Consider the following 23,240-nt stretch of genomic DNA (forward strand, 5'->3'; position numbering starts at 1 on the left):
TCTTTGTGCTATCGCACAGCATTTTGCCGAGTCGCCTGTGCCCGTGAACAAATGTATCCAAGGATAGTCACCCTATGTTTGAACTGGACCATGATTTGGCACAGGACATCGTGGATCGCGCGATGGCCATCTTGCCGTACAACGTAAACGTGATGGACAGCCAGGGCCTGATCCTGGGCAGTGGCGAGCCTGAACGTATCAACACCCGTCACGAAGGAGCGCAGTTGGTACTGGCCAATGGACGGGTGGTGGAAATTGACGCGCAGACCGCCAAATGCCTCAAGGGTGTGCAGCCCGGTATCAATTTGCCGCTGTTGCTCGATCAACGCTTGATCGGGGTGCTGGGGCTTACGGGCGAGCCCGAGTTGCTGCGCACTTACGCCGAACTGGTGCGCATGACCGCCGAAATGTTGGTGGGCCAGCGTTATCAGCAAGCCGAACAGCAATGGCGACGGCAGCGCTGTGATGATCTGGTGGCCCTGTTGCTCAGCGAAGGCGGTGACTCCCCGCGATTGATCGATGAAGCCCAGCAGTTGGGGCTCAAGCCGCAGCTGGCGCGTATTCCGTATCTGTTCGAGCTGGGCAAGGGGCAAAGTGCCGAGGCCTTGAGTGCCTGGCTGCAATCACGTTACCCGGACAGCTGGTGCGTTTGCCCTGCGACGGGTTCGCTGTTGTGGTGCCGACCGGCAACCGCTGCGCTGGACGATGTGCGCCTGCTGGAAAAACTCGACGGCCAGGGCTGGAAGGTCTTGCGCATTGCCGCGGGCGGGCAGGCAGATGCGCTCAAAGGCTTGCGCCGCTGCTATCGCCGGGTCGGTGACTTGTTGGCGTATGGCCGCGATGTACTGCCGCAGACACGTTTGCTGACTCTCAATCGCTACCGCTTACCGGTAATGCTGTGGCGCCATCGCAATGACGATGCGCTGGAGGAGTTGCTCGGACCGTTGCACAAGGTGGTGGCCAAGGACGCCAACGGCCAACTGATTGCTACGCTGCGCAGTTGGTGCGAGCACGATGGCCAGAGCCAGGCCTGCGCCGACGCCCTGGGGATCCATCGCAACAGCCTGCGTTATCGCATGGAGCGCATCGCCGAATTGAGCGGTGTCGATCCGCTAAGCCTCAATGGCATGCTGGCGCTGTATTTGGGCGTTCAGCTTTTACCGCAAAGTTAGTCGCGCACCTAGCTGTGGCCGCTCCTTGTAACAATGAACAACAAACCCTGTGATTGCTTGTGCGCCCGACTGGCGTGTTTGTGCCCGGATACTGGCAGCATGGAAGGCATAAGAACTGGAGATGCGCCCCATGAAAATCGTGATTGCCCCCGACTCGTTCAAAGACAGCCTGAGTGCCGAAAAAGTTGCCGACGCGATCGCCGTAGGCTTGGCTGAGGTATTGCCCCACGCGCACCTGGTCAAATGCCCTATGGCCGACGGCGGTGAAGGCACGGTCGAGGCGATTGTCGCCGCAGGCAATGGCCAGTTACGGCGCAATCAGGTGCAAGGCCCGCTTGGAGAGCCCGTCGAGGCGCATTGGGGCTGGCTGCCGGACAGTCACACAGCAATCATTGAAATGGCTGAAGCCAGCGGTCTGCAACTGGTTGCTCCGGCACAACGTGACGCGTGCATCAGCAGCACTTACGGCACCGGCGAACTGATCAGGGCTGCGCTGGATGCAGGCGCGCGGCGCGTCATCCTGGCTATCGGCGGCAGTGCCACCAATGATGCCGGAGCGGGTGCACTACAGGCATTGGGTCTGGGTTTGTTCGATGACCAGGGCAATAGCCTGGCGCGTGGCGGCCTGGCGTTGGCCGGGGTAGTACGTATCGATCTGACTGGCCTGGATCCGCGCCTGACCGAAGTGCGCTTTGAGATTGCCGCCGACGTTAACAACCCGCTGTGCGGCGAGCATGGTGCCTCGGCAATTTTCGGCCCGCAAAAGGGCGCGTCAGCCGAACAAGTGCGCTTGCTGGATCAGGCCCTGGGGCATTTTGCTGACCATTGCGCGCAGGTCTTGCCCAAGGATGTACGCGACGAGCCCGGTTCGGGTGCTGCCGGGGGCTTGGGCTTTGCAGCCAAGGCGTTTTTCGGCGCGCAGTTTCGCCCAGGGGTGGAAGTGGTCGCCGAGCTGGTAGGGCTGGCCGAAGCGGTAAAGGACGCTGATCTGGTGATTACCGGTGAAGGCCGTTTTGATGCGCAGACACTGCGTGGCAAGACCCCCTTTGGCGTTGCACGTATTGCCCAGGCCAATGGGGTTCCGGTAGTGGTGCTGGCTGGCACCTTGGGCGAAGGTTATCAGGCCCTGTATGAGCACGGGATCAACGCCGCATTTGCGATTGCCAGTGGCCCTATGACCCTGCAGGACGCCTGTGATCGGGCAGGGCAGTTACTGACCGACCGGGCGCGGGATATTGCACGTTTGCTGAGTTTGTAGCAGCTGCAGGGGAACGAAGGCTGCGCTCGGCGACAAAGTCGTCGTAAATCAGACGGCCAAGTGTGTCAGATGCATTGAGAGCCAAGGTTTTACGACGGCTGCTTCGCCGAACGCAGCCGTCGTGCCTCGGCAGCTGCTACAGACTTGAGGCCCAATCGTGTAAGCTTCGCGGTTCTTCGCATTCGACCCTTAGCGAGCCCTATGCCGTCGCTCTTCAAACGCTCTTTGCTGCCCAAGCTGCGCAGCTTTCCGTTGTCCGCCGATGCATTCAGCATCTTGCCCAGCGCTGCGGACTTTCGTCGCTGCCTGCTGGAGCAGATTGCTGGCGCACGCCATCGCATCACGCTGGTGGCCTTGTACCTGCAACAGGACGAGGCGGGGCAGGAAATCCTGGATGCCTTGCATGCCGCTAAAGCCGCACGGCCCGAACTCGAAATCGCAGTGGTTGTCGATTGGCTGCGTGCCCAGCGCGGGCTGATCGGCGCAGGCAAGCAGCCCGGCAATGCGGCCTGGTATCAGGCACAAACCGCGGCTCACGCGAGCCATGTGCCGATTTATGGCGTGCCGGTACAAACCCGTGAACTGTTCGGCGTGCTGCATCTCAAGGGTTTTATTGTTGATGACTGCGTGATCTACAGCGGCGCCAGTCTGAATAACGTGTACCTGCACAAGCTCGACAAGTATCGCTTTGACCGTTACCACCTGCTGCATAACAAGCAGTTGGCCGACACCATGCAGCGCTTTGTCCAGCAAGACCTGATCGAGGCCAAGGCGGTGCATCGCCTGGACGTGCCAACACTGCCGACGACCCGCAGTTTGCGCAGTGCTATCGGTGATTTGCGCAGCCATCTGAAAAAAGCCAGCTATGACACCAGCGCCGGGACTGTCGGCCACTTTGGCCTATCGGTCAGTCCGTTGCTGGGCGTGGGTAAAAACAACCAACTGAGCCGGGTGATTTGTGAACTGATCGCCAGCAGCCAGCAACAGCTGACTATCTGCACGCCGTACTTCAACCTGCCATTACCGGTGACCCGCGAGATCAATCGGGCCCTGGAGCGTGGAGTGCGGATTGATATCGTGGTCGGCGACAAGACTGCCAACGACTTCTATATCCCGCCGAGCGAACCCTTCCGGATTATCGCAGCGTTGCCGTATCTGTATGAGTTGAGCCTGCGTCGGTTTGCCAAAAACCATCAGCGGATGATCGACAACGGCCTGCTGAACCTGCATTTGTGGCGCGAAGGTGACAACACCTACCACCTCAAAGGCATGTGGGTGGACGACCGCTATACCTTGTTGACCGGCAACAACCTCAACCCACGGGCGTTCCGTCTGGATCTGGAAAACGGCCTGTTGATCGATGATCCGCGTCGTGAACTGCTGGAGCCGCGGCGCAAGGAGCTGGACGCGATTTTTGCCCACACTCAGCGCATCGACAACTTCAAGAACCTGGAAACACTGGCGGAGTACCCGCCAGCGGTAGCCAAGTTTTTACGTCGGGTCAGCCGGGTACGGATTGAGCGCTTGTTGTACCGGATTCTCTAAACACCTGTATTTGTGGGAGCGAGCAAGCCCGCTCCCACATTCAGTTGGCTTCAGGGATATACACCACGCTGCCACCCTCACGCCGATGCAACAGCCGATCGCCGTTATCCGGCTGGCTGGTCACGGTCTGGTGATCCACGCTCAGATAGCCGAGGGGCAGGGGATCACCACTGCGGTATTGGGCGAAGATCAGCGTACGCTGCGGGTTGAAATGCTGGCCGCTGGTTTTATCCAGCCAGGCCATCAGACCGGCACTGTCGCCATTGCGGGGGAAGTCCTGGCTCAGGTCGACAAAGTAGAACGGCTCGCTCTGGTTCTGCACATACATCGGCAATTTGTTGTCGACATCGATCATTACCATGCGCCATTGATCCCAGGGCGCTTGCTCGCTGGCACGTGCTTTCACGTCCTGGCCGAACTGAACAACCCCACCACCACCGTTGGACCACGGGTAAAACACCCCCAGAACCAACAGCACCAGCGTAGCGCTTGCGCCAAAACCGATGTTCCAGCGGCGCTGACTGCTTTTGCCTTGGGCAATGCGGCGTGTGACCCACCAGGCGGCCAATAGTTGGGCGAAGGGCACCAGCGGCAACACGTAATAACTGCGCCGACTGCCGCTGGCAGTGAAGAACACAAACAGCAGACCCAGGCCCCACACCAACCAACGGGTATTGGGCTCGATATGCCGCCACTGACGCACGGCAACCCATAGCCCGATCATCCAGAATGGAGCCCAGGGCAAGGTGTAAGCGGGCAGGTAAATCAGGTAGGTATAAATCGGCCCCATATGGTCAAAGGGGTTGAAAAAACGCACCACGTTTTCACGCAACACCAACCCCAGGCCGCTTTCACCATAAGTAGGCGCGCCATACAGATGCGACAGTACAAAAGGCAGCATGTACACCGCCCCTGCAACGATCAGGGCCAGTAACAGACGCAGGTTCAGGTGCCGCTTCCAGCGTTGCTCGCCGAGCAAATGAGGCAGCAACACCAGCCCTGGCAGGATAAAACCGATCAGTCCCTTGAGCAGCGAGGTCAGGGACAGCAGCAGGAAGAACACGCAATAACGGCTAAAGCGTGTGTCCTCCGGGCCGCGCCAGTACCACCATACCGCCGCCAGCAGGCCGAACACGGTGAGAATGTCAGCCGTGGCCACCCGTGCCCAGAATACAAAGTAAAAAGTGGTAGCCAGCATCCAGCCAGCGATCAGCCCGGTGCCTTTGCGAAACAGTTGCTCACCGATCAGGTACACCAACCACACGCTAAGCCAAGCGGCGATAACTGAAGACAGGCGCAACGACCAGTGCCCCAGGCCACCCATCAGCCCGGCCGTTGCTGTGATCAGCCAATAGGAGGGCAAGGGCTTGTCGTAGTAGGGTGAACCCTTGAGGTACGGGTCCAGATAATCACCGCTTTGCAGCATCTGCAGTGCGATATTGGCCCAGCGGGTTTCCGGCCCCCAGAGTTCCCGCGATCCCAGGCCGAGCAACAAAAGCACGGCAGATACGGCCAATAGCACCAGCAAGGCTTTCTGCTCGGGGTTCCAGCGCTTGATGTCAATCATTTAAGCTGAACCTTGGGGAAGATGAATATCGATAGATCGCCGCGCTCGTAGCGTTTGCCACCCAACGGCAGCAACTCGACTTCGTGGGTTTCCAGTGCCGAATGAACCCGCATGACCACCCCTACGGAACCGCGAAGTTGGGCGTCTTTCATCCAGCGCACGATGTTATCCATATCAACCTGACGCGCAGCTGAATCGGCATAACCAAGGCCGTACTTGAGTTCGCCCACGGTGTTGTAAAGACTCACTTCAGGTCGCCCCAGGCGCCAGGATAGAGCCGATGCCGCGCCCAGATCGTTGCTCAGCAAGGTGTTGGTCTGACTCAGCTCCTGCACATGCTCGGCGATAAATTGATCCGGCATTTTGCTGTTGACGATTTGGCCTGGCATCGCTGCGGGCAACAAGGCCACCAGCAAGCCCATGCCCAGTGCCGGTGCGGCCCACAGCTGCAAGGGGCGCAGGGCTTGCAAGGCATTACTCAACAACCAGCCGAGCAACACAATGTAGCCCAGCGACAGGCTGAATATCTCGGTGTTGTCATAGACCGGGCGGCTGATTTGCAAATAAATCAGCCCCACCAGCCCGGCCACGGCCAGTAGTGTGTTCAATACGCCATTGATGCGGATGGTCCGGATGCGCGCCTGGGCCAGCCAAGTCACCAGCGCATGGCCCATCAGCAGCGCCAATGGCAGCAGGCACGGCATGATGTAAGTCGGCAATTTGCCTCTGCTCAAACTGAAGATGGCCAGCGGCAGCAGTAGCCACAGCAACAGAAAGCCAATCGCTGGCTGGCGCTTTTGCTTCCAGGCATCAATCAAGGTTGCAGGCAACAAGGCCGCCCACGGCAAACTGGCTGCGAGCAGGATTGGCAGATAGAACCACCAAGGCTGGGTATGTTGTGCATCGGTTGCGCTGAAACGGCGGATATGTTCATTCCAGAAGAAGAACTGCCAGAAGTCAGGCTCCTGATGCTGGATTGCCAGCGCCCACGGTACAGAGATGGCCACGGCAACCAGGATCGCCAGCGGGCCGTAAATCAGGACTTCTTTCAGGCGCCGTTGCCACAGGGCATACGGCACCGCGATCAGCACCGGCAGCAACCAGGCGAGAAAGCCTTTGGTCATAAAGCCCATGCCACAGGCAATGCCGAGCACAGCCCATGAGCTCAGGCGCCCGCGCCGGGTCGTGCTGTCAAAGGCAAACCACACAGCAACCAGGCTCAGGTTGACCCAGAAGGTGAATTGCGGGTCCAGATTGGCGTACCCGGCCTGGCCTGCGACCAGCCCGAAACTCATATAAAGCAGGGTGCTGGCAAAGCGCTTGCGCGGGTCATGCCACAGCCGCCCTGCGATCAGCCAGGCCAGCCACACACTCAGCCCGGTGCTGAGCGCAGAGGCAATGCGCACGCCGAACAGGTTGTCACCGAACACCGCCTGCCCGATGGCAATCATCCAGTAACCGGCGATGGGCTTTTCGAAATAGCGCAAACCCATGAAGTGCGGGGCAACCCAGTTGCCGCTGTGGAGCATTTCCTGACTGATTTGGGCATAGCGGGTTTCATCAGGGATCCACAACCCGTGAGTCATCAGTGGCAACAGATAAAACAGCACAAAAGCCAGTATCAGGCTGGGCAAGGCCCAGCGCTCCAGACCCCGGGTTCTAAAAGTGTTAGGTACAACGGCAACCATGCTTTCCACCTGCGAGCCCGTTATAGACAGTAGTTATGGGCGGCACGTTAAGTGGGGGCAGGTGGGCGAGAGGTGAAGCCAATGTGAAAAAAACGAATGTTGAAAAATCTCAGGGTGGGCGCAGTCAGCCGATACCGGCAGCAGCGGCTGCCCGTAATCGTCCAAAACTGCCCCTGAGTCGATTTGTCGCAGGCTGGGTACATCCCCCGGTTTTACTGGCTGCAGGAGACGAAACGCACCATTGCGGGGCGGGCTAGCCGTGCGACGAACAGGCGACAGTGGTAGATTCTGCGCCCATGCAACACGTCCATCCCACAGCAATCGTGCGCACCGAGCCTGGCCACTCCAGGAATCGAGCAGCGTACACACCTGCCTCGTAGTGCGCAGGGTAAAGGCCTTTATCGTTTCAAAGGCCGCTTAAAGGAACCTTACATGAATGAATTACTGACTCGCCGCCGCGTAGTCACCGGTCTTGGCTTGCTCAGCCTGGGCTTGATCGCAGGTTGCGACAGTGGCAGCGGTTTGTCATACAAGTACGGAAAAGACCTGAGCAATGAAATCCTGGGGCGCAAGTTCAAGCTGCGCGATGCTGATGGCACCGAGATGATGCTGGGCAGTTTTCGCGGGATGATGCCGATGATCTTCTTCGGTTTTACCCAGTGCCCGGCGGTGTGCCCGACCGCGCTGGCGCGCGCCGCACAGGCCAAGAAAATGATGGGCCCTGACGGTGACCGGTTGCAGGTGGTGTTTATCACCCTCGACCCTGAACGCGACAAGCCGGCGATGCTCGATGCTTATGTAAAAGCCTTTGATCCGAGCTTTATTGCCTTGTCCGGCACCCTCGAAGAAACGGCTGCCACGGCTAAAGAGTTCAAGGTGTTTTACGAAAAAATCCCTACCGGTGATTCGTACACCATGTCGCACACCGCCACCAGTTTTGTCTTCGATTCCCGTGGTGTGTTGCGCCTGGGCCTGTCGCCTTCGTTGTCAGCCAAGCAGTGCACCGAAGATCTGCTGACAGTGATGTCCGTCTGTTAATCCACGCCTCCTCAGAAAGAGTCATGCATATGAAGCCTGTAAACTACCTGTTGCTGTCGCTGCTGGGCATGAGCCTGCAAGTTTCGGCACAAACCGTTGTTGACGATGCCTGGGTCCGGGCCACGGTTGCCGGGCAACCTTCGACCGGGGCCTTTATGCACATTACGTCGAGCACCGACAGCAAGTTGGTTGAAGTTCGCTCGCCCGTTGCCAAGACTGTGCAAATCCATGAGTCGAAGATGGCAAACGACGTGATGAGCATGCAGCCGGTGTCATCGGTCGCGTTGCCAGCGGGTAAAAGCGTGGCTATCGAGCCTGAGGGCTATCACGTGATGCTGATTGACCTGGTGGGTCAGGTCAAAGCCGGTGATCAAGTGCCATTGACCCTGATTGTCGAAGACAGCAAAGGGGTAAAGGAGTCGATTGAGGTCAAGGCCCAGGCTCGTGCGTTAAACAGCATGCCGATGCACGACCACGGCGCGATGCACTAAAGGGGGTAGCCGCTGAGGAGCGAAGCCTCGCTGTGCTCCTCAGCAGCTACGGGTATAGCTGGTCAGAACCGCCCCGTCAGCGGGTACTCGACCGCCAGACGGATCTGGTCGGTATCCAGTTCGGCCTGCGCAACATTGCCGCGATGCACATTATGTTGCAATGACAGGATGGTGCCCTTGGCCGCACCGCTCTGGATCACATAACGCGCTTCCAGATCCCGCTCCCAATGTTTCCCGCCTTTGCCATAGCCCAAGTAGGCATAGCCGCCACGCGGGTCGACATGACTGCCGTCGATCTGGCTGCCCCGCACATATGCAGCGCTGAACACCAGACCGGGCATGCCCCAGGGCGTCATCGCAAGGTCGTAGCGTGCCTGCCAGGATTGTTCGTTGGGGGCGTTGAAATCAGACATTTGCACCGAGTTGCTGAGGAAGATTGCGCCACGGGTCACGTAATCGAACGGCGTGTCGCCATGTACCTTCTGATACCCCAGGCTGAAGCTGTGCGGCCCCAGGGCGTAAGTGCTCAGCAGGCTCCAGGTGGTGTTGTCGATATTGCCCGACAACGCCTTGCCTTCATCGGTAGTGCGGTACAGGTTGAAGTTGAACGCCAGCGAACTGTTTTCATCAATTGCCTGGCTAAAGATCGCGCCTAAATACTGCTGGTTCCAGGTGTCCTGATAGCGGGAACTGTAGAGGCTGGCGCTAAGGTTCTTGCTTGGGGTGTAAACCAGCCCGGCGAGGTCGAAGGCATCACCTTTGGGGCCATTCGAGTAATTCACCACAAAGCCCTGGTTGTGGCTGCTGGCATTGCGGTCGGTGCTCTCGGTGAAATGCCCGCCGACCATTTTCAGGGCGTTGAACTCGTTGCTGGCCAGAAACACCCCAGTGGCGGTTTCCGGTAGCAGGCGACTGTCGGATGAACTGAACACCGGCGTCTTGACCCGCTGCTCACCATAAGAGACCACGGTATTGGACATGCGCAATTTTACCGCTGCGCCGCCGCGGCTGTAGTTGTCCTTGGGATAGCCGTCGTTATCCAGCGCGAGCAGACGCGCCTTGCCTGCGCGGCCGCCGCCGCTATCCAGTTTTAGCCCCAAATAGGCGTGGGCATCCACCCCGACGCCGATCAGTCCTTGGGTGAAGCCGGACTGCAAGGTGCCCATCAAGCCGTAGGCCCATTCTTCGGCATAGCCACTACGCTCGGATCGCGGCTTGTAGGCATTGCGTGCACTGCTGTTGCTGGCGCCGTGGCGATATTCACGATTGTCGTAGACCGTGCGATTGAGCACGTTCCAGGTGCTGTCTTCGATAAACCCCCTGGATTGCTCCTGGGCTGACTCGGCAACAGCCAGCGGGCTGGCGAGGGCGATCAGGATCGCGGAGCGCGATCGCACGCGACTCACGGGTTTACCTGTTGTTGAGGCATCAACCTGCCCGCAGTGGCGCTGCGGGTGAGCATTTTTACTTCGAAGGTCTGCGCCAGTGCCGATGAGCAGAGCAGGGCGGTGGACAATAACGGGGTAATGGAAGAAATACGCATACCTGGCTTTCCATACAAGGGCTCAAAAGGGCCGCATTCGTAGAATCCGCGCGCCAGCAGAATGGTCTGTTGCTGCTGGGAGAGTCGATCTTGTTTGTCAAATGGACATGGCGTCGGGTTCAGAAGTACTTGAGCCAGGCGATATCCCTGCGACGGGCTTTCAAGGCCGCGAACCAGCGCACCGGCAAAAACAGCGCTGCCGAGAGTAAAACCGCCGTCAACCACACCGCACCCATGCTGTCGAAGCCGAAGTAATCGCCGTGATTAAGGCCAAACAAAGCAACGCTCGCCAGGTACAGCACTTTGAGCACGTACAAGTGCAGCAGGTAGAAGAACATCGGCGCGGCGCCAAACACCGCCAGGGTGGCAATCCATTTGCGTTGTTGCGCGCGCTCAAACCCCCACAACAGCAATAGGCCTACCCCCAGAGTCAAGGCGAGAAACAGCAGCGAGGGCGGGTATTTGGTGATGTTGAAAAAACTCATCAGGCTCTGGGTGACGTTGTCATGAGCCACCCAGGGTGCCTCACCGTAGCCATTGAGCAAACGCAGCACGACAAAACCGAGCAGGGCCCCCACGCCTGCCAACAACAGATACCGCTGACGCACGCCAGCCGGGGCGGAACGGGCAAACCACGGCCCCATGCAATAGCCCAGCGCAATGACGCCGATCCACGGCAGCACCGGGTAAGAGGTGCGTAGACGCAGGTTGTCCGAGAACTCGAGCCAGCCGCGATCATGCAAAATGGCCCAGGGCACATGCATCACCGAGCCTGCCGGGAAGTGCAGGTTATCGAGCAGATTATGCCCGCCTACAATTACCAGGCCGAGCACCAGCAGTACTGGGCGGGGCAGCCAGACCAGCGCGGCGAGGGCAATCATGCTCACGCCAATGGCCCAGATCACCTGCATGTAAATCACCGAGGGCGGTAACTGGAAGGTCCAGGCGAAGTTGACCAGCGTAAACTCCAACACCACCAAAAACAGCCCGCGCTTGAACAGAAACGCCGAAACATCGCGCTTGCCCTGGTATTTTTCGCCATACAGATACGCCGACAAACCGGTGAGCAAGACAAATACCGGCGCACACAAGTGGGCAAGGGTGCGACTAAAAAACAGGGTTGGGTCAGTGATGTCGACGTTCATGGGATCGGACACCTGGCGGTGCAGGAAGAACGTCTCGCGCACGTGGTCCAGCAACATAAAGAGAATCACAAGGCCCCGTAGGGCATCGATGGACAGCAGGCGCTGACTTGGGGAAGGAGTAGCGGTCGTCATTGAGGGATCACAGCAGATAAACGTTATAAGGTGTAGTTACTTTATAACATATCCAGTTGAGCTGTCATCCCCTCTGAGAAATATTCGCAATTGCGCGGGTGGTGCGCATTGCCTGCAGCCGCTGACGCAGGCAGCGGCTGCACTTGCGTTTTAACGCCGTACTTTCACCCAGCCCATTAGCAGCGCCGAGGACAACACGCCTGCAGTCATGAAGATATAAGCCGCTCCGGGATTGCCAGTCAGGCCGATCAGATAACCCACGATCCACGAGCCGACAAAAGCCCCAAGTGCTCCACAGGCATTGATCAGGCCAATTGCACCTCCGAAAACGTTCGCCGGGATAATCTCTGGAATCAACGCGAAGAACGGGCCATACGGTGCGTAAAGCGCAGCACCGGCAATCGTCAGCAGCGCAAACGACAGCCAGAAGTGCGATGACCCAAGCAGGTACGAGCAAAAGAAGGCCAGCGCGCCCAGTGCCAGCAGCGGCCAGACAAAGTGTTTGCGTTGCTGGGTTTTGTCCGATGCCCAAGAGACCGCAAGCATCGCCGCAACAGCAGCGACATAAGGCACAGCGCTTAACCAGCCGACGGTGACAATATCTGCCGCTGCCGCCTGTTTGATAATGCTGGGCAACCACATGATGAAGCCATACACGCCGATGCTCCACAGCGCGTGCACACAGCACAATTGGATCACGATAGGGCTGGTGAATGCCTGACGGTAATTGCGAACTTGCTTCATGCCTTTCTGTTCGTCCGCGAGGGTCGCGGCCAATTGGGCTTTTTCCTGGTGGGTCAACCAGTCGACCTGCTCGGGCTTGTCCCGCGCCAGGCGCCACCAGACAAAGGCCCACAGCACCGCTGGCGCGCCTTCAATCACAAACATCTCGCGCCAGCCCCAGGCCTGGATCAGATAACCGGATACCACCGACATCCACAGCACGGTGACCGGGTTACCCAGTACCAGAAAGGTATTGGCCCGCGAACGCTCTTTGCGGGTGAACCAGTTGCTGATGAAAATCAGCATCGCTGGCATCACTGCCGCTTCGACGATGCCCAGCGAGACCCGAATAAACATCAGCATCGGGATATTGGTCACCAGCCCCGTGGCCATGGCGCAAAAGCCCCACAGGATCAGGCTCCAGAACACCAGTTTGCGCACGCTGTATTTCTGCGCGTAGATCGCGCCCGGCACCTGAAAGAAAAAGTAACCGAGGAAAAACAGAGCGCCGATCAGCGAGGACATGCCCTTAGTGATGCCAAGGTCCTGCTCGATACCCGCGGCACTGGCAAAGCCATAGTTGGCCCGGTCCAGATACGCGAGGCTGTAGGTAATGAAAATCAGCGGGATCAAATACAGCCAGCGTTTGGACGCAAAGCCTTTGCCCGTTGCTTGCGCATTGCCGATATCGTTTGCCGGCAGGGCTTGTTCGTTCAAGTTGCTCATTGGGTGTTCCTTGTTATTGTTTTTTTGCCGGTACGGGTCAAACAACGCTGGTCAATCCTCCGTCTACAAACAGCGTCTGCCCATTGATAAAGTCAGAGGCGGGGGAGGCGAGAAACACCGCCGCGCCGCACAACTCCTCAACCCGTCCCCAGCGCCCGGCCGGAGTGCGTTTGCACAGCCACTCGGAGAACTCCTGGTTGTCGACCAGCGCGCGGTTCATCTCGGTTGCAAAATAGCCTGGCGCCAGGCCATTGGCCTGAATGCCATGGCGTGCCCATTCGGCGCACATGCCCTTGGTGAGCATTTTGACCGCGCCCTTTGAGGCTGCGTAAGGGGCGATGGTCGGGCGCGCCAGTTGGCTTTGCACCGAGCAGATATTGATGATTTTGCCGCGCCCGCGGGCAATCATGTGCCGCGCAACCGCCTGGGAAACATGGAACACACCGTCCAGGTTGGTCCGCATTACGTCGTGCCAATCGCTGGCGGAAAAGTCCTCCAGCGGTGCGCGACGTTGAATACCCGCATTGTTGACCAAAATATCGATGGCGCCGATATCGGTCTCAAAGCTGTTGACGGCTGCAAGCAACTGCTCACGGTCGGTGACATCAAACGCCAAGAACTCGGCCTTCAAACCCTCATCGCGCAACTGACCTGCAACCGCACGGGATTTTTCGATATTGCGAGTGTTGATCACCACGATTGCGCCGGCAGCGCCCAGTCCGCGTGCCAGTTCCAGCCCAATGCCTTGCCCTGATCCGGTGATCAGGGCGCGACGACCCTCAAGCTGGAAGCTGCTGATATTGAATGACATGCTGTTCTCCACAAACGGCCGCTTATTATTTTGACCGGCCCTGTGGTTACTTCACCGCAGCCTACAGGTGGAGTCCAATCGTCATTGATGATCTCGTAATCAATATTTTTGATCAGTGCGTCGGAACGTTACGAGTCCCTGACTTGTCCATCAAGTCTGTACTCCCATTCGCTGAGGTAAATATGCGCAGCTTGATTTCTGCATCGATAATGGCTGGTTTTTTGTGTGTCATTCCTTACGCAGCGCAGGCTGACGACGATAAGCCCGGTGACTGCAAGCCTGGGCAGATACTGGCCGAGTCCATGGACCTGAGCAGTTGCTATGGCCATGGCGACAAGGCACCGGATCAATACTCTCGGGATGACGTGGCGATCAAGGACTGGAAAGCCAAAGGGCTACCGAAGCCCGATGAACATGAGCAATGGGTACTGATCAGCGGGCACTATGTTTTGGTCAACCGGGTGAATGCAGTGATCAAGGAGATCCGCACCAAAAACGCCAAGCTGCTGGGTCAATAACAATATGCCCGGCTCCCGCAACCTTTGCGGGAGTTGTGGCTTGGCTGACAGACCGCGTGTTGGCATCGCAGGCAAGCCAGCTCCACAGGTTTTGTGTCACTCACAGGACCACTGTGGGAGCGAGCCTGCTCGCGAGGGTATCGACCTTCAAACAGCTTCGCGCCCATGGGCGGCAGTCGCCAGTTGTTCGGTATCGACGCGAACAAAAATGGAATCGCCGACAGCCGTCAGCACATCCCCCGCATACACCTCACAGATGATCCGAGTTTTGCGCCCCACATCGCCTTCCACTTTCGCCCGTAGAGTCAGTGGCACGCCCATTGGCGTCGGCTTGATGAACTTGATCCCCAGGTTTCCCGTCACGCAATTGATCCGCGGATGGCTGTCTGCTTCGCGGTTTTCCATGCGGTAGTGGTAAGCCATCGCCGTCCAGTTCGAATGGCAATCAACCAGCATCGCGACCATGCCGCCGTAGACCAGCTCCGGCCAGCCGCAATACTTGGGGTCCGGCAAGTGTTCGGCGATGACATGCACGCCGTCCTCATGCCAGAAACTCTTGATATGCAGGCCGTGGGGGTTGTTGCTGCCGCAGCCGTAGCAAACGCCATCAGGGGCGGCAGTGTCTTGCAAAGAAGGGGCAAGCCGAGACATACCTTGATCATCCTTGGAAATGTATTCAGACCCGCGAGTCGGGGTCACGTTATTGTCTTTACGTTAACGTAAGGCAAGCGCCGGCTGTGATCAATATCGGCGCCCACAAATAAGTGTCGTTTAACAGGTGTGCAGACCCTTGTGGGTCAGAGATATCGCGGTGATGCCATCGCGGGCAAGCCCGGCTCCCACAGGTTTTTGGTTGTACAAGAGCCCACTGTTAGGCACACAGACCTACAGCTAAAGATAAAGAGTGGATGCGACGTAAACTTATCAGTTGGCGACACTTGCTTTATAACTTCAGGGTATTTCAAGCGGGTGATTAATTATATGACGAGTGTTATTTCAGTGGGGGCCAAGGCCAAGTTAATAAACGAATGTAGTGTCGCTTAATTTAAGTCAATGTACTTAGACTGGGCAGTCAGTATTAGGCCAGTCGTGCCGAAAAAAATAATTTAAATTGATTGTTCAATGTTTACGGCTACTTCATGAGTTTGCGCAAATCGATATTAAAATAACGCTGGACTAAATATTTCTAGTTGTGTCAGTTTCTCCCGGCCATAAACGGCGAGTGATAGGACGATCTCGCCATGGGGTCGTCGTGGTCTGTCAAAATCTTTCTACTGCTAAACAAGGAAATGTTTACATGTCGAAACTTAAAGAGAATGCGGCATTGTCTGTTGGCCAGGTGCAAGCGGCAAACACCGGCAGTTCCGCCTTCACTCAGATTGATAACTTCAGTCATTTCTATGACCGCGGTGATCATCTGGTCAATGGCAAACCTTCGTTCACCACCGATCAAGCGGCCGATCAGCTGACGCGTTCCGGCGCCAGTTGGCATGACTTGAACGGCGACGGCGTGATCAACCTCACGTATACCTTCCTGACGGCGCCGCCGGTGGGCTACGCCACCCGTGGTCTGGGTACTTTCAGCCAGTTCTCCTCGCTGCAAAAGGACCAAGCCAAGCTGTCGCTGGAGTCATGGGCCGACGTGGCCAAGGTGACCTTCACGGAAGGCCCGGCTGCGCGGGGCGATGATGGTCACATGACCTTCGCCAATTTCAGCGCAAGCAACGGTGGTGCGGCGTTTGCCTATCTGCCCAGCAGTTCGCGCAAAGGCGAGTCGTGGTACTTGATAAACAAGGACTACGAGGTCAACAAGACCCCGGGCGAAGGTAACTACGGTCGCCAGACCCTGACCCACGAAATCGGCCACACCTTGGGGTTGTCCCACCCTGGAGACTACAACGCAGGGAATGGCAATCCGACGTATCGCGACGCCGTGTATGGCGAAGATACCCGTGCTTACAGCGTTATGAGCTACTGGAGCGAAAGCAACACCGGTCAGCATTTCACCAATAGCGGCGAAGGTGCTTACGCATCGGCCCCGTTGCTGGATGACATCGCCGCGGTACAGAAGCTCTATGGCGCCAACATGGAAACCCGGGCTGACGATACGGTTTACGGCTTTAACTCCACAGCCGATCGTGATTACTTTCACGCAACTTCGGCCAGCTCAAAACTGATTTTCTCGGTGTGGGATGGCGGTGGCAATGACACGCTGGACTTCTCCGGCTTCACTCAAAACCAGAAGATCAACCTGACAGCAGGCTCGTTTTCCGATGTCGGCGGCATGACAGGTAACGTCTCCATCGCTCAAGGCGTGGTCGTGGAAAATGCGATTGGCGGCTCGGGCAATGATCTGCTGATCGGCAACAGCGCAGATAACGTGCTCAAGGGCGGTGCCGGCAACGACATCATCTTTGGCGGCGGCGGTGCCGATACGCTGTGGGGCGGTACAGGTGCTGACGTGTTTGTGTTTGGCGCGGTGTCAGACTCTGCGCCCGGTACAGCCGATATCATCATGGACTTCCAGTCCGGGATCGACAAAATCGACGTCTCGGCCATCTCCAAGCTGGCCGGTCTGAGCTTTGTTGACGCCTTTACGGGCCGTGCCGGTGAAGCGATCATCAGCTATGACAAGGCCAGCAATCTGGGCCACTTTGCCGTCGATTTCAGTGGTCATGCGGTCGCTGATTTCCTGGTGAACACTGTGGGTCAAGTGGCAACTTACGACATCGTCGTCTAAGCCTGCCGGTACACGGGCAGCGCGCAAGCGCTGCTCTCTGCCAGGAAGCCTGAATTCATGAGTCATATGGCACGCAGATTTTTCAAGGTGATGGGGTGTATTGCCGCATTGCTGACCTTTACCACAGAGAGCACCATGGCCAATTCCTTGCTGCTGATGAGCCCCGCACAACTGGCGGGCAACTGGACGTTTTACCCGCAGGGTGATGAGAAACAGGCCTGCACGGTGCAGTTGATTGCCGAGCAGAAAACCTTTAGCCCGCAAGTAAAATGCCTGGAAACATGGCTGGGCGAAACACCCAAAAGTTGGTCGCCCACTCCAGACGGTCTGTTCTTGATGGGCAGCAGTGGTACGGCTTTAGTGCACATGAACCGTATTGAACCGGGGCATTATGAGGCACAGCTTAACCCCGAAACTGTACTGGTTATGGTGCGTGTTAATAATTAAGACGCACTAAAAAGCACAACGTCAATCGTCAAAGGTTGAGCAGGCACCTGCAAGGGGCGGCTCACGTGCGTCTGTCTGTTTTGTTTGTGCAGGCCTGCAGTGTTTTATCGATCAAGGAAGATTCATGAGGCGATTGAAAAACAGCACCGTTGCGCCGTTGATACATGCACTGGCCGACTATAAAAGCATTCTGATCAGCGTTGGCTGTTTTACCGCCTTGATCAATATATTGATGCTGGTGCCATCGATTTACATGCTGCAGGTCTATGACCGGGTATTGTCTTCGCAGAACACTACGACGCTGGCGATGTTGTCATTAATGGTGGTGGGTTTTTTCATCTTTATCGGGCTGCTTGAAACTGTCCGCAGTTTTATTGTTATCCGCATTGGTAGCCAACTGGAGCGCAGGTTTAACCAGCAGGTGTACCGTGCCGCGTTCGAGCGCAACCTGTTCAGTGGCCAGGCCCATGCCGGGCAGGCATTAGGGGATTTGACCCTGATCCGCCAGTTTGTCACCGGCCCTGCATTATTTGCCTTCTTTGATGCGCCGTGGTTTCCCGTCTATTTATGGGTAATTTTTCTGTTCAGCCCCTGGCTCGGGCTGATGGCGACCGCAGGCGCGCTGCTGCTGATTGCCCTGGCGTGCATCAATGAAGTGATGACGCGCAAGTCCCTGAGCCAGGCCAGCCAGTATTCCCAGCAGTCCAGCCAACTGGCCACCAGCCATTTGCACAATGCCGAGACGATTCAGGCCATGGGCATGCTGGGTGTGTTGCGCAAACGCTGGTTTAACCTGCACTCACGGTTCCTGGCCGAGCAAAACAAGGCCAGCGACACCGGTGCCGTGATCGGTTCGGTGAGCAAAACCTTGCGTTTGTGCTTGCAATCACTGGTGCTCGGCTTGGGTGCCCTGCTGGTGATCAAGGGTGAGATGAGCGCGGGAATGATGATTGCCGGTTCGATTTTGATGGGCCGTGTGTTGAGCCCCATCGATCAACTGATAGCCGTCTGGAAACAATGGAGTTCGGCCAGGTTGGCCTATCGACGGCTGGACAGCTTGCTACGCGAGCATCCGCCAGGCGAAGACAACCTGCAGTTGCCAGCGCCCAAGGGCCAGTTGAGCTTTGAGCAGGTCAGTGCCGCACCGCCGGGCCTGCGATTGCCCACCTTGCATCAGGTCAGTTTCAACCTCAACGCGGGCGAGGTGCTCGGCGTGCTGGGCGCGTCGGGCTCCGGCAAGTCGACCCTGGCGCGGGTGCTGGTGGGTGTATGGCCGACGTTGGCGGGTACGGTGCGCCTGGATGGTGCAGATATTCATCAATGGAACCGCGATCAATTGGGCCCGTATATCGGCTATTTGCCACAGGACATCGAGCTGTTCAGCGGCAGCATTGCTGAAAATATCGCCCGCTTTCGTGATGCAGATCCCCAGCAGGTAGTTGCGGCGGCGCGTCAGGCCGGGGTTCACGAGATGATTTTGCGTCTGGCGCAAGGTTACGACACGGTCCTGGGGGATGAGGGCAGCGGCCTGTCAGGCGGGCAGAAACAGCGGGTGGCGCTGGCCCGTGCTCTTTATGGCAACCCGAGACTGGTGGTGCTGGATGAGCCCAACTCCAACCTCGATGCGGTCGGTGACGCGGCGCTGACCCAGGCCATAGCTCACCTGAAGGCGCAGGGCTGCACCGTGGTGCTGGTGACGCATCGTTCGTCTTCGCTGGCCCAGGCCGACAAGCTACTGGTACTCAACGAAGGTCGCTGCCAGGTATTCGGGCCGAGTGCCGAGGTGCTCAAGGCGTTGTCCGGGGCCCAACAGCAACACGCCGCGCCCCAAGCGGCGAGTATCAACCGTCAGAGCGCTGACGCATGAGCAAGGATGCTGCAAGCATGAATCAACACGATCAACCATCATCGCGCGAACGCGGTGCCGGGTACTACGTGCGAGCAGGCTGGGTGCTGACCCTGGTCGGTGCGGGTAGTTTCTTCCTGTGGGCCAGCCTTGCGCCGCTGGACGAAGGTATTCCGGTGCAAGGCACGGTGGTGGTGTCGGGCAAGCGCAAGGCCGTGCAGTCGTTGGGCGCTGGGGTGATGAGCCGGATTCTGGTGCGTGAGGGCCAGACGGTGCGTCAGGGCGAGCCGTTGTTTCGACTGGACCAGACCCAGGTCGAGGCGGATGTGCAATCGTTGCGCGCCCAGTACCGGATGGCCTGGGCCAGTCTGGCCCGTTGGCAAAGCGAGCGTGACAACCTGGCGCGGGTGAGCTTCCCCCTGGAATTGAGCCAGGACCCTGACCCACGGTTGGCGCTGGTGCTGGAAGGCCAGCAGCAGTTGTTCAGTAGCCGGCGCGAAGCCTTTGCCCGCGAACAGGCCGGGCTCAAAGCCGGTATTGAAGGCGCAACCCAGCAGCTAAACGGGATGCGCCGAGCGCGTGGTGATCAAACGGCTCAAGCCGACTCCTTGCGGCAACAGTTGAACAATCTTCGGCCCCTGGCTGAAAACGGCTATATCCCGCGCAATCGCCTGATGGAGTACGAGCGACAGCTGTCCCAGGTGCAGCAGGATCTGGCGCAGAACGCCGGTGAAAGCGGGCGTATCGAACAGGGCATTCTGGAGTCGCGGCTCAAACTGGCGCAGCACATTGATGAATACCAGAAAGAGGTGCGCAGCCAACTGGCCGATGCCCAACTCAAAACCCTGACCCTTGAACAACAATTGGCATCGGCCGGTTTTGATCTGTTGCACAGTGAAATCAACGCGCCAGCTGATGGCATCGCCGTCAATCTTAGCGTGCACACCGAAGGCGCGGTGGTGCGGGCGGGCGAAACCCTGCTGGAGATCGTGCCCCAAGGCACGCGCCTCGAGGTGGAAGGGCGCCTGCCGGTGCATCTGGTGGACAGGGTGGGCAGCCAGTTGCCGGTGGATATTCTGTTTACCGCGTTCAATCAAAGCAGTACCCCTCGGGTGTCGGGGCAGGTGAATCTGGTTTCAGCCGATCAGTTGCTCGATGAAAAAACCGGCATGCCGTATTACGTGCTGCGCAGCTCGGTCAGTGACCAAGCGCTGGAAAAACTCAACGGACTGGTGATCAAGCCCGGCATGCCTGCCGAGATGTTTGTGCGCACGGGCGAGCGCTCGTTGCTCAACTACTTGTTTAAACCGCTGCTGGATCGCGCAGGTTCTGCGCTGACTGAGCGCTAGGATGCTGCGACTTATGAAGATAGCTGCAAGGGTGGGCCTGGGTTTTGCGCTATGGGTCGGTGTCGCTGGCAGTGCCCAGGCACTGGGCCCGTTTGAGGTATACGAACAGGCGTTGCGCAATGATCCAGAGTTCCTCGGTGCCATCAAGGAGCGCGACGCAGGCCTGGAGAGCCGCAATAACACCATCGGTATTGAGATCAGCCTGCCGCTGTATGCGGGGGGCGGGGTGTCGGCGTCGGTGCGTCAGGCCAGCAGCAATCTGGCCCAGGTGGAATACGAACTGGAGGGAAAAACTCGCGAAACCCTTATCGAACTGCGGCGCCAATTCAATGCCTGCCAGTCGGGTGTCAGCAAGTTGCGCGCCTATCAAAAAGCCCTGATTTCGGCCGAAGCGCTGGTGGTGTCGACCCGTCAGAGCATTCTGGGGGGTGAACGGGTCAACCTCGATGCGTTGAATGCCCAGCAGCAGCTGTACAGCACGCGCCGCGACCTGGCCCAGACGCGTTACGACTATTTGCTGGCCTGGACCAAGTTGCATTTTTACGCAGGGACCTTGGGCGAGCAGGACCTGGCACGGGTCGATGAGGCGTTTGTGGTGCACGATTGATTTGATCAACCAGGAGAGTAGAACCATGGCAGTGTTTGACTACAAGGATGTGGGTTCCAGCGCATCTACGGCACTTTTCAAGGATGCAATGGCAATCACGCTTTACAGCTATCACAACCTCGACAACGGTTTTGCCGTGGGTTACCAGCAACACGGTCTCGGCACAGGTTTGCCTGCCACATTGGTCAAGGCCGTACTGGGCGGCACCGATTCTCAGGGGGTAGTGCCGGGGATTCCCTGGAACCCGGACTCGGAGAAACTTGCCCGTGAAGCGGTGGAAAAAGCCGGGTGGACCCCCATCAGCGCCGAGCAATTGGGATACGCGGGCAAGGTCGATCAGCGTGGGACATTTTTCGGCGAAAAGGCAGGTTATGGCAGCGCCCAAGTGGAAATCCTCGGCAAATACGCCGCCGATGGTCATTTGACGTCTATCGGTATCGGTTTTCGTGGCACCAGCGGGCCGCGTGAGTCGTTGATTACGGACTCCATCGGCGATGCAATCAGCGATTTACTAGCGGCCATCGGGCCTGCGGACTACGCCAAAAACTACAGCGCCAACGCCTTTGACGCGCTGCTCGGCAAAGTGGCTGCCTTTGCCAGCGCTCAAGGGTTGAACGGCAAGGATGTGCTGGTCAGCGGCCATAGCCTGGGTGGTCTGGCAGTCAATAGCCTGGCAGACCTGAGTGGCGATCACTGGTCGGGGTTTTATCGGGATGCCAAGTACATCGCGTTTGCGTCACCCACACAAAGCGAAACCACGTCCAATGTGTTGAATATCGGTTACGAAAACGACCCGGTGTTCCGCGCCCTGGATGGCTCGGATTTCAATCTTTCGTCGTTGGGTGTGCATGATGCGTATCAGCCGTCCGCCACCAACAATATTGTCAGTTTCAACGATCACTACGCTTCCACCGCGTGGAACCTGATGCCCTTTTCAATTGCCAATATCTCGACCTGGATCACCCACTTGCCCAGTGGCTATGAAAGCGGGATGACGCGGATTCTCGACTCGGCGTTTTATGACCTGACCCACAAGGACTCGACCATTGTGGTCGCCAATTTGTCCAACCCGACGCGAGAAAACACCTGGGTTCAGGACCTCAATCGCAATGCTGAACCCCATAAAGGCAGCACTTTTATCATTGGCAGCGACGGCAACGATTTGATTCAGGGTGGCCGCGGCAACGACTTCCTGGAAGGGCGCGACGGTAATGACACCTTCCGCGACAGTGGCGGCTACAACATCATTCTGGGTGGCAAGGGCGTCAACACCCTGGACCTGCAGCAATCGTTGAGTCGTGTGGATGTGGTCAATGATGGGCAGGGCAGCCTGTATGTTCGCGATGCCCACGGCGGGATCAGTATTGCCCGTGACATCAGCTTTTTAATAACCGAAGAGCCCGCCTGGCTAGGGTTGAGCCACCACGAGGTTAACCATCGGGTGGCCGATGATGGCTTGTGGTCCGGCAAAGACCGCACTGACTACACCCACTCGATCAAGGCCGGACCGGGCGACAGCACGCTCAAGGCGGTTGAACAGGGCGATTGGCTGCTGGGGCAGGGCGGTAACGATCATTTGATCGGTTTGCAGGGCAACAATGTGTTTATTGGTGGTGCCGGCAATGACCTGCTGGAGGCCGCTGGCGGCAACAATACGTTCGTTTTCAGCGGGCATTTTGGCAACGACACGCTGCTGGGCTATCAGCCCACCGACACGTTGGTGTTTTTGGGGGTTGAGGGTGGCCACGTCGCCGACTACCGGGCCCATGCCAGTGCATCAGGGCATGACACGGTGCTCAGCTTCGGCAGCGACTCGGTAACTCTGGTCGGTGTCGGGCTGGCCTCCCTGGCGGGCACGGATATTGTGATTGCCTGACGGCAAGCTTCACGCTTG

Annotated in this window: 19 protein-coding genes and 1 pseudogene; 12 read left to right on the plus strand and 8 right to left on the minus strand. The window is 57.9% G+C overall.

Features of this window, described 5'->3' with window-relative positions; translation table 11 throughout:
• The first annotated feature begins 74 nt into the window (after positions 1 to 74).
• The 3 genes from N7D90_RS11575 (at position 75) to pssA (ending at position 3,975) form a co-directional block, all read left to right on the plus strand.
• Positions 75 to 1,172, plus strand: coding sequence for a sugar diacid recognition domain-containing protein (locus N7D90_RS11575; protein WP_261742286.1), 1,098 nt, complete (start codon positions 75 to 77; stop codon positions 1,170 to 1,172).
• Between the two features lie 130 nt (positions 1,173 to 1,302).
• Positions 1,303 to 2,430, plus strand: a complete 1,128-nt coding sequence (locus N7D90_RS11580) for a glycerate kinase (protein WP_261742287.1) — start codon at positions 1,303 to 1,305, stop codon at positions 2,428 to 2,430.
• 201 nt (positions 2,431 to 2,631) lie between these two features.
• Positions 2,632 to 3,975, plus strand: coding sequence for a CDP-diacylglycerol--serine O-phosphatidyltransferase (gene pssA / locus N7D90_RS11585; protein ID WP_261742288.1), 1,344 nt, complete (start codon positions 2,632 to 2,634; stop codon positions 3,973 to 3,975).
• A 40-nt stretch (positions 3,976 to 4,015) separates the two neighbouring features.
• On the opposite strand, the gene N7D90_RS11590 is transcribed toward pssA, so the two are convergent.
• The gene (locus N7D90_RS11590) at positions 4,016 to 5,542 is read right to left on the minus strand and encodes an ArnT family glycosyltransferase (RefSeq protein ID WP_261742289.1); all 1,527 of its coding nucleotides are present in this window, start codon (positions 5,540 to 5,542) and stop codon (positions 4,016 to 4,018) included.
• Complete coding sequence (gene arnT, locus N7D90_RS11595) at positions 5,539 to 7,230, minus strand: lipid IV(A) 4-amino-4-deoxy-L-arabinosyltransferase (protein ID WP_261742290.1); 1,692 nt, start codon at positions 7,228 to 7,230, stop codon at positions 5,539 to 5,541. The genes N7D90_RS11590 and arnT overlap by 4 nt, the downstream gene beginning before the upstream one ends.
• Before the next feature lie 432 nt (positions 7,231 to 7,662).
• On the opposite strand from arnT, the gene N7D90_RS11600 reads away from it, so the two are divergent.
• Entirely contained in the window at positions 7,663 to 8,268 is a 606-nt protein-coding gene (locus N7D90_RS11600; RefSeq protein WP_261742291.1) for an SCO family protein, read from the plus strand.
• A 29-nt stretch (positions 8,269 to 8,297) separates the two neighbouring features.
• Entirely contained in the window at positions 8,298 to 8,759 is a 462-nt protein-coding gene (locus N7D90_RS11605; RefSeq protein WP_261742292.1) for a copper chaperone PCu(A)C, read from the plus strand.
• Positions 8,760 to 8,821: 62 nt separating this feature from the next.
• On the opposite strand, the gene N7D90_RS11610 is transcribed toward N7D90_RS11605, so the two are convergent.
• The 5 genes from N7D90_RS11610 to N7D90_RS11630 form a co-directional block, all read right to left on the minus strand.
• On the minus strand, positions 8,822 to 10,165 hold the full coding sequence (locus N7D90_RS11610; protein ID WP_261742293.1) for an OprD family porin: 1,344 nt from the start codon (positions 10,163 to 10,165) through the stop codon (positions 8,822 to 8,824).
• Positions 10,162 to 10,302: a hypothetical protein gene (locus N7D90_RS11615; RefSeq protein WP_261742294.1), complete on the minus strand. Its 141-nt coding sequence runs from the start codon at positions 10,300 to 10,302 to the stop codon at positions 10,162 to 10,164. Before N7D90_RS11615 ends, N7D90_RS11610 begins: the two co-directional genes overlap by 4 nt.
• A 119-nt stretch (positions 10,303 to 10,421) precedes the next feature.
• The gene (locus N7D90_RS11620; protein WP_261742295.1) at positions 10,422 to 11,579 is read right to left on the minus strand and encodes a DUF1624 domain-containing protein; all 1,158 of its coding nucleotides are present in this window, start codon (positions 11,577 to 11,579) and stop codon (positions 10,422 to 10,424) included.
• A gap of 150 nt (positions 11,580 to 11,729) precedes the next feature.
• Complete coding sequence (locus N7D90_RS11625) at positions 11,730 to 13,028, minus strand: MFS transporter (protein WP_261742296.1); 1,299 nt, start codon at positions 13,026 to 13,028, stop codon at positions 11,730 to 11,732.
• Between the two features lie 37 nt (positions 13,029 to 13,065).
• On the minus strand, positions 13,066 to 13,839 hold the full coding sequence (locus N7D90_RS11630) for an SDR family NAD(P)-dependent oxidoreductase (RefSeq protein ID WP_261742297.1): 774 nt from the start codon (positions 13,837 to 13,839) through the stop codon (positions 13,066 to 13,068).
• A gap of 182 nt (positions 13,840 to 14,021) precedes the next feature.
• On the opposite strand from N7D90_RS11630, the gene N7D90_RS11635 reads away from it, so the two are divergent.
• The gene (locus tag N7D90_RS11635; protein ID WP_261742298.1) at positions 14,022 to 14,357 is read left to right on the plus strand and encodes an RcnB family protein; all 336 of its coding nucleotides are present in this window, start codon (positions 14,022 to 14,024) and stop codon (positions 14,355 to 14,357) included.
• Between the two features lie 147 nt (positions 14,358 to 14,504).
• Here N7D90_RS11635 and N7D90_RS11640 read toward each other — a convergent pair whose 3' ends face one another.
• Positions 14,505 to 15,008: a PaaI family thioesterase gene (locus N7D90_RS11640; RefSeq protein ID WP_261742299.1), complete on the minus strand. Its 504-nt coding sequence runs from the start codon at positions 15,006 to 15,008 to the stop codon at positions 14,505 to 14,507.
• A gap of 646 nt (positions 15,009 to 15,654) precedes the next feature.
• Here N7D90_RS11640 and N7D90_RS11645 point away from each other — a divergent pair.
• The 6 genes and pseudogenes from N7D90_RS11645 to N7D90_RS11670 all read left to right on the plus strand — a co-directional run bounded on the left by N7D90_RS11645 (position 15,655) and on the right by N7D90_RS11670 (position 23,222).
• Positions 15,655 to 17,097 carry a serralysin family metalloprotease gene (locus N7D90_RS11645; RefSeq protein ID WP_261742300.1) on the plus strand — a complete coding sequence of 481 codons (1,443 nt, stop codon included), beginning with the start codon at positions 15,655 to 15,657 and terminating at the stop codon, positions 17,095 to 17,097.
• Between the two features lie 66 nt (positions 17,098 to 17,163).
• Positions 17,164 to 17,544 carry a protease inhibitor Inh/omp19 family protein gene (locus tag N7D90_RS11650; RefSeq protein WP_261742301.1) on the plus strand — a complete coding sequence of 127 codons (381 nt, stop codon included), beginning with the start codon at positions 17,164 to 17,166 and terminating at the stop codon, positions 17,542 to 17,544.
• Positions 17,545 to 17,668: 124 nt separating this feature from the next.
• Entirely contained in the window at positions 17,669 to 19,411 is a 1,743-nt protein-coding gene (locus N7D90_RS11655) for a type I secretion system permease/ATPase (protein WP_261742302.1), read from the plus strand.
• A 17-nt stretch (positions 19,412 to 19,428) separates the two neighbouring features.
• Positions 19,429 to 20,739: an HlyD family type I secretion periplasmic adaptor subunit gene (locus N7D90_RS11660; RefSeq protein ID WP_261742303.1), complete on the plus strand. Its 1,311-nt coding sequence runs from the start codon at positions 19,429 to 19,431 to the stop codon at positions 20,737 to 20,739.
• A 178-nt stretch (positions 20,740 to 20,917) separates the two neighbouring features.
• A pseudogene (locus tag N7D90_RS11665) lies at positions 20,918 to 21,346 on the plus strand (TolC family protein); the annotation flags it as partial.
• A 25-nt stretch (positions 21,347 to 21,371) separates the two neighbouring features.
• Complete coding sequence (locus N7D90_RS11670) at positions 21,372 to 23,222, plus strand: polyurethanase (protein ID WP_261742304.1); 1,851 nt, start codon at positions 21,372 to 21,374, stop codon at positions 23,220 to 23,222.
• Positions 23,223 to 23,240: the final 18 nt, after the last annotated feature.

The organism is Pseudomonas fragi, from assembly GCF_025426255.1.
GTDB classification, from domain to species: domain Bacteria; phylum Pseudomonadota; class Gammaproteobacteria; order Pseudomonadales; family Pseudomonadaceae; genus Aquipseudomonas; species Aquipseudomonas kulmbachensis.

Excerpts from the sequence above, each read along its gene's own strand:
- N7D90_RS11605 (WP_261742292.1), top strand. The coding sequence starts at position 8,298 with ATGAAGCCTGTAAACTACCTGTTGCTGTCGCTGCTGGGCATGAGCCTG.
- N7D90_RS11575 (WP_261742286.1), top strand. The coding sequence starts at position 75 with ATGTTTGAACTGGACCATGATTTGGCACAGGACATCGTGGATCGCGCG.
- N7D90_RS11670 (WP_261742304.1), top strand. The coding sequence starts at position 21,372 with ATGGCAGTGTTTGACTACAAGGATGTGGGTTCCAGCGCATCTACGGCA.
- N7D90_RS11655 (WP_261742302.1), top strand. The coding sequence starts at position 17,669 with ATGAGGCGATTGAAAAACAGCACCGTTGCGCCGTTGATACATGCACTG.
- N7D90_RS11640 (WP_261742299.1), bottom strand. The coding sequence starts at position 15,008 with ATGTCTCGGCTTGCCCCTTCTTTGCAAGACACTGCCGCCCCTGATGGC.
- N7D90_RS11630 (WP_261742297.1), bottom strand. The coding sequence starts at position 13,839 with ATGTCATTCAATATCAGCAGCTTCCAGCTTGAGGGTCGTCGCGCCCTG.
- pssA (WP_261742288.1), top strand. The coding sequence starts at position 2,632 with ATGCCGTCGCTCTTCAAACGCTCTTTGCTGCCCAAGCTGCGCAGCTTT.
- arnT (WP_261742290.1), bottom strand. The coding sequence starts at position 7,230 with ATGGTTGCCGTTGTACCTAACACTTTTAGAACCCGGGGTCTGGAGCGC.
- N7D90_RS11600 (WP_261742291.1), top strand. The coding sequence starts at position 7,663 with ATGAATGAATTACTGACTCGCCGCCGCGTAGTCACCGGTCTTGGCTTG.
- N7D90_RS11620 (WP_261742295.1), bottom strand. The coding sequence starts at position 11,579 with ATGACGACCGCTACTCCTTCCCCAAGTCAGCGCCTGCTGTCCATCGAT.
- N7D90_RS11660 (WP_261742303.1), top strand. The coding sequence starts at position 19,429 with ATGAATCAACACGATCAACCATCATCGCGCGAACGCGGTGCCGGGTAC.
- N7D90_RS11635 (WP_261742298.1), top strand. The coding sequence starts at position 14,022 with ATGCGCAGCTTGATTTCTGCATCGATAATGGCTGGTTTTTTGTGTGTC.
- N7D90_RS11590 (WP_261742289.1), bottom strand. The coding sequence starts at position 5,542 with ATGATTGACATCAAGCGCTGGAACCCCGAGCAGAAAGCCTTGCTGGTG.
- N7D90_RS11580 (WP_261742287.1), top strand. The coding sequence starts at position 1,303 with ATGAAAATCGTGATTGCCCCCGACTCGTTCAAAGACAGCCTGAGTGCC.
- N7D90_RS11625 (WP_261742296.1), bottom strand. The coding sequence starts at position 13,028 with ATGAGCAACTTGAACGAACAAGCCCTGCCGGCAAACGATATCGGCAAT.
- N7D90_RS11650 (WP_261742301.1), top strand. The coding sequence starts at position 17,164 with ATGGCACGCAGATTTTTCAAGGTGATGGGGTGTATTGCCGCATTGCTG.
- N7D90_RS11645 (WP_261742300.1), top strand. The coding sequence starts at position 15,655 with ATGTCGAAACTTAAAGAGAATGCGGCATTGTCTGTTGGCCAGGTGCAA.
- N7D90_RS11615 (WP_261742294.1), bottom strand. The coding sequence starts at position 10,302 with ATGCGTATTTCTTCCATTACCCCGTTATTGTCCACCGCCCTGCTCTGC.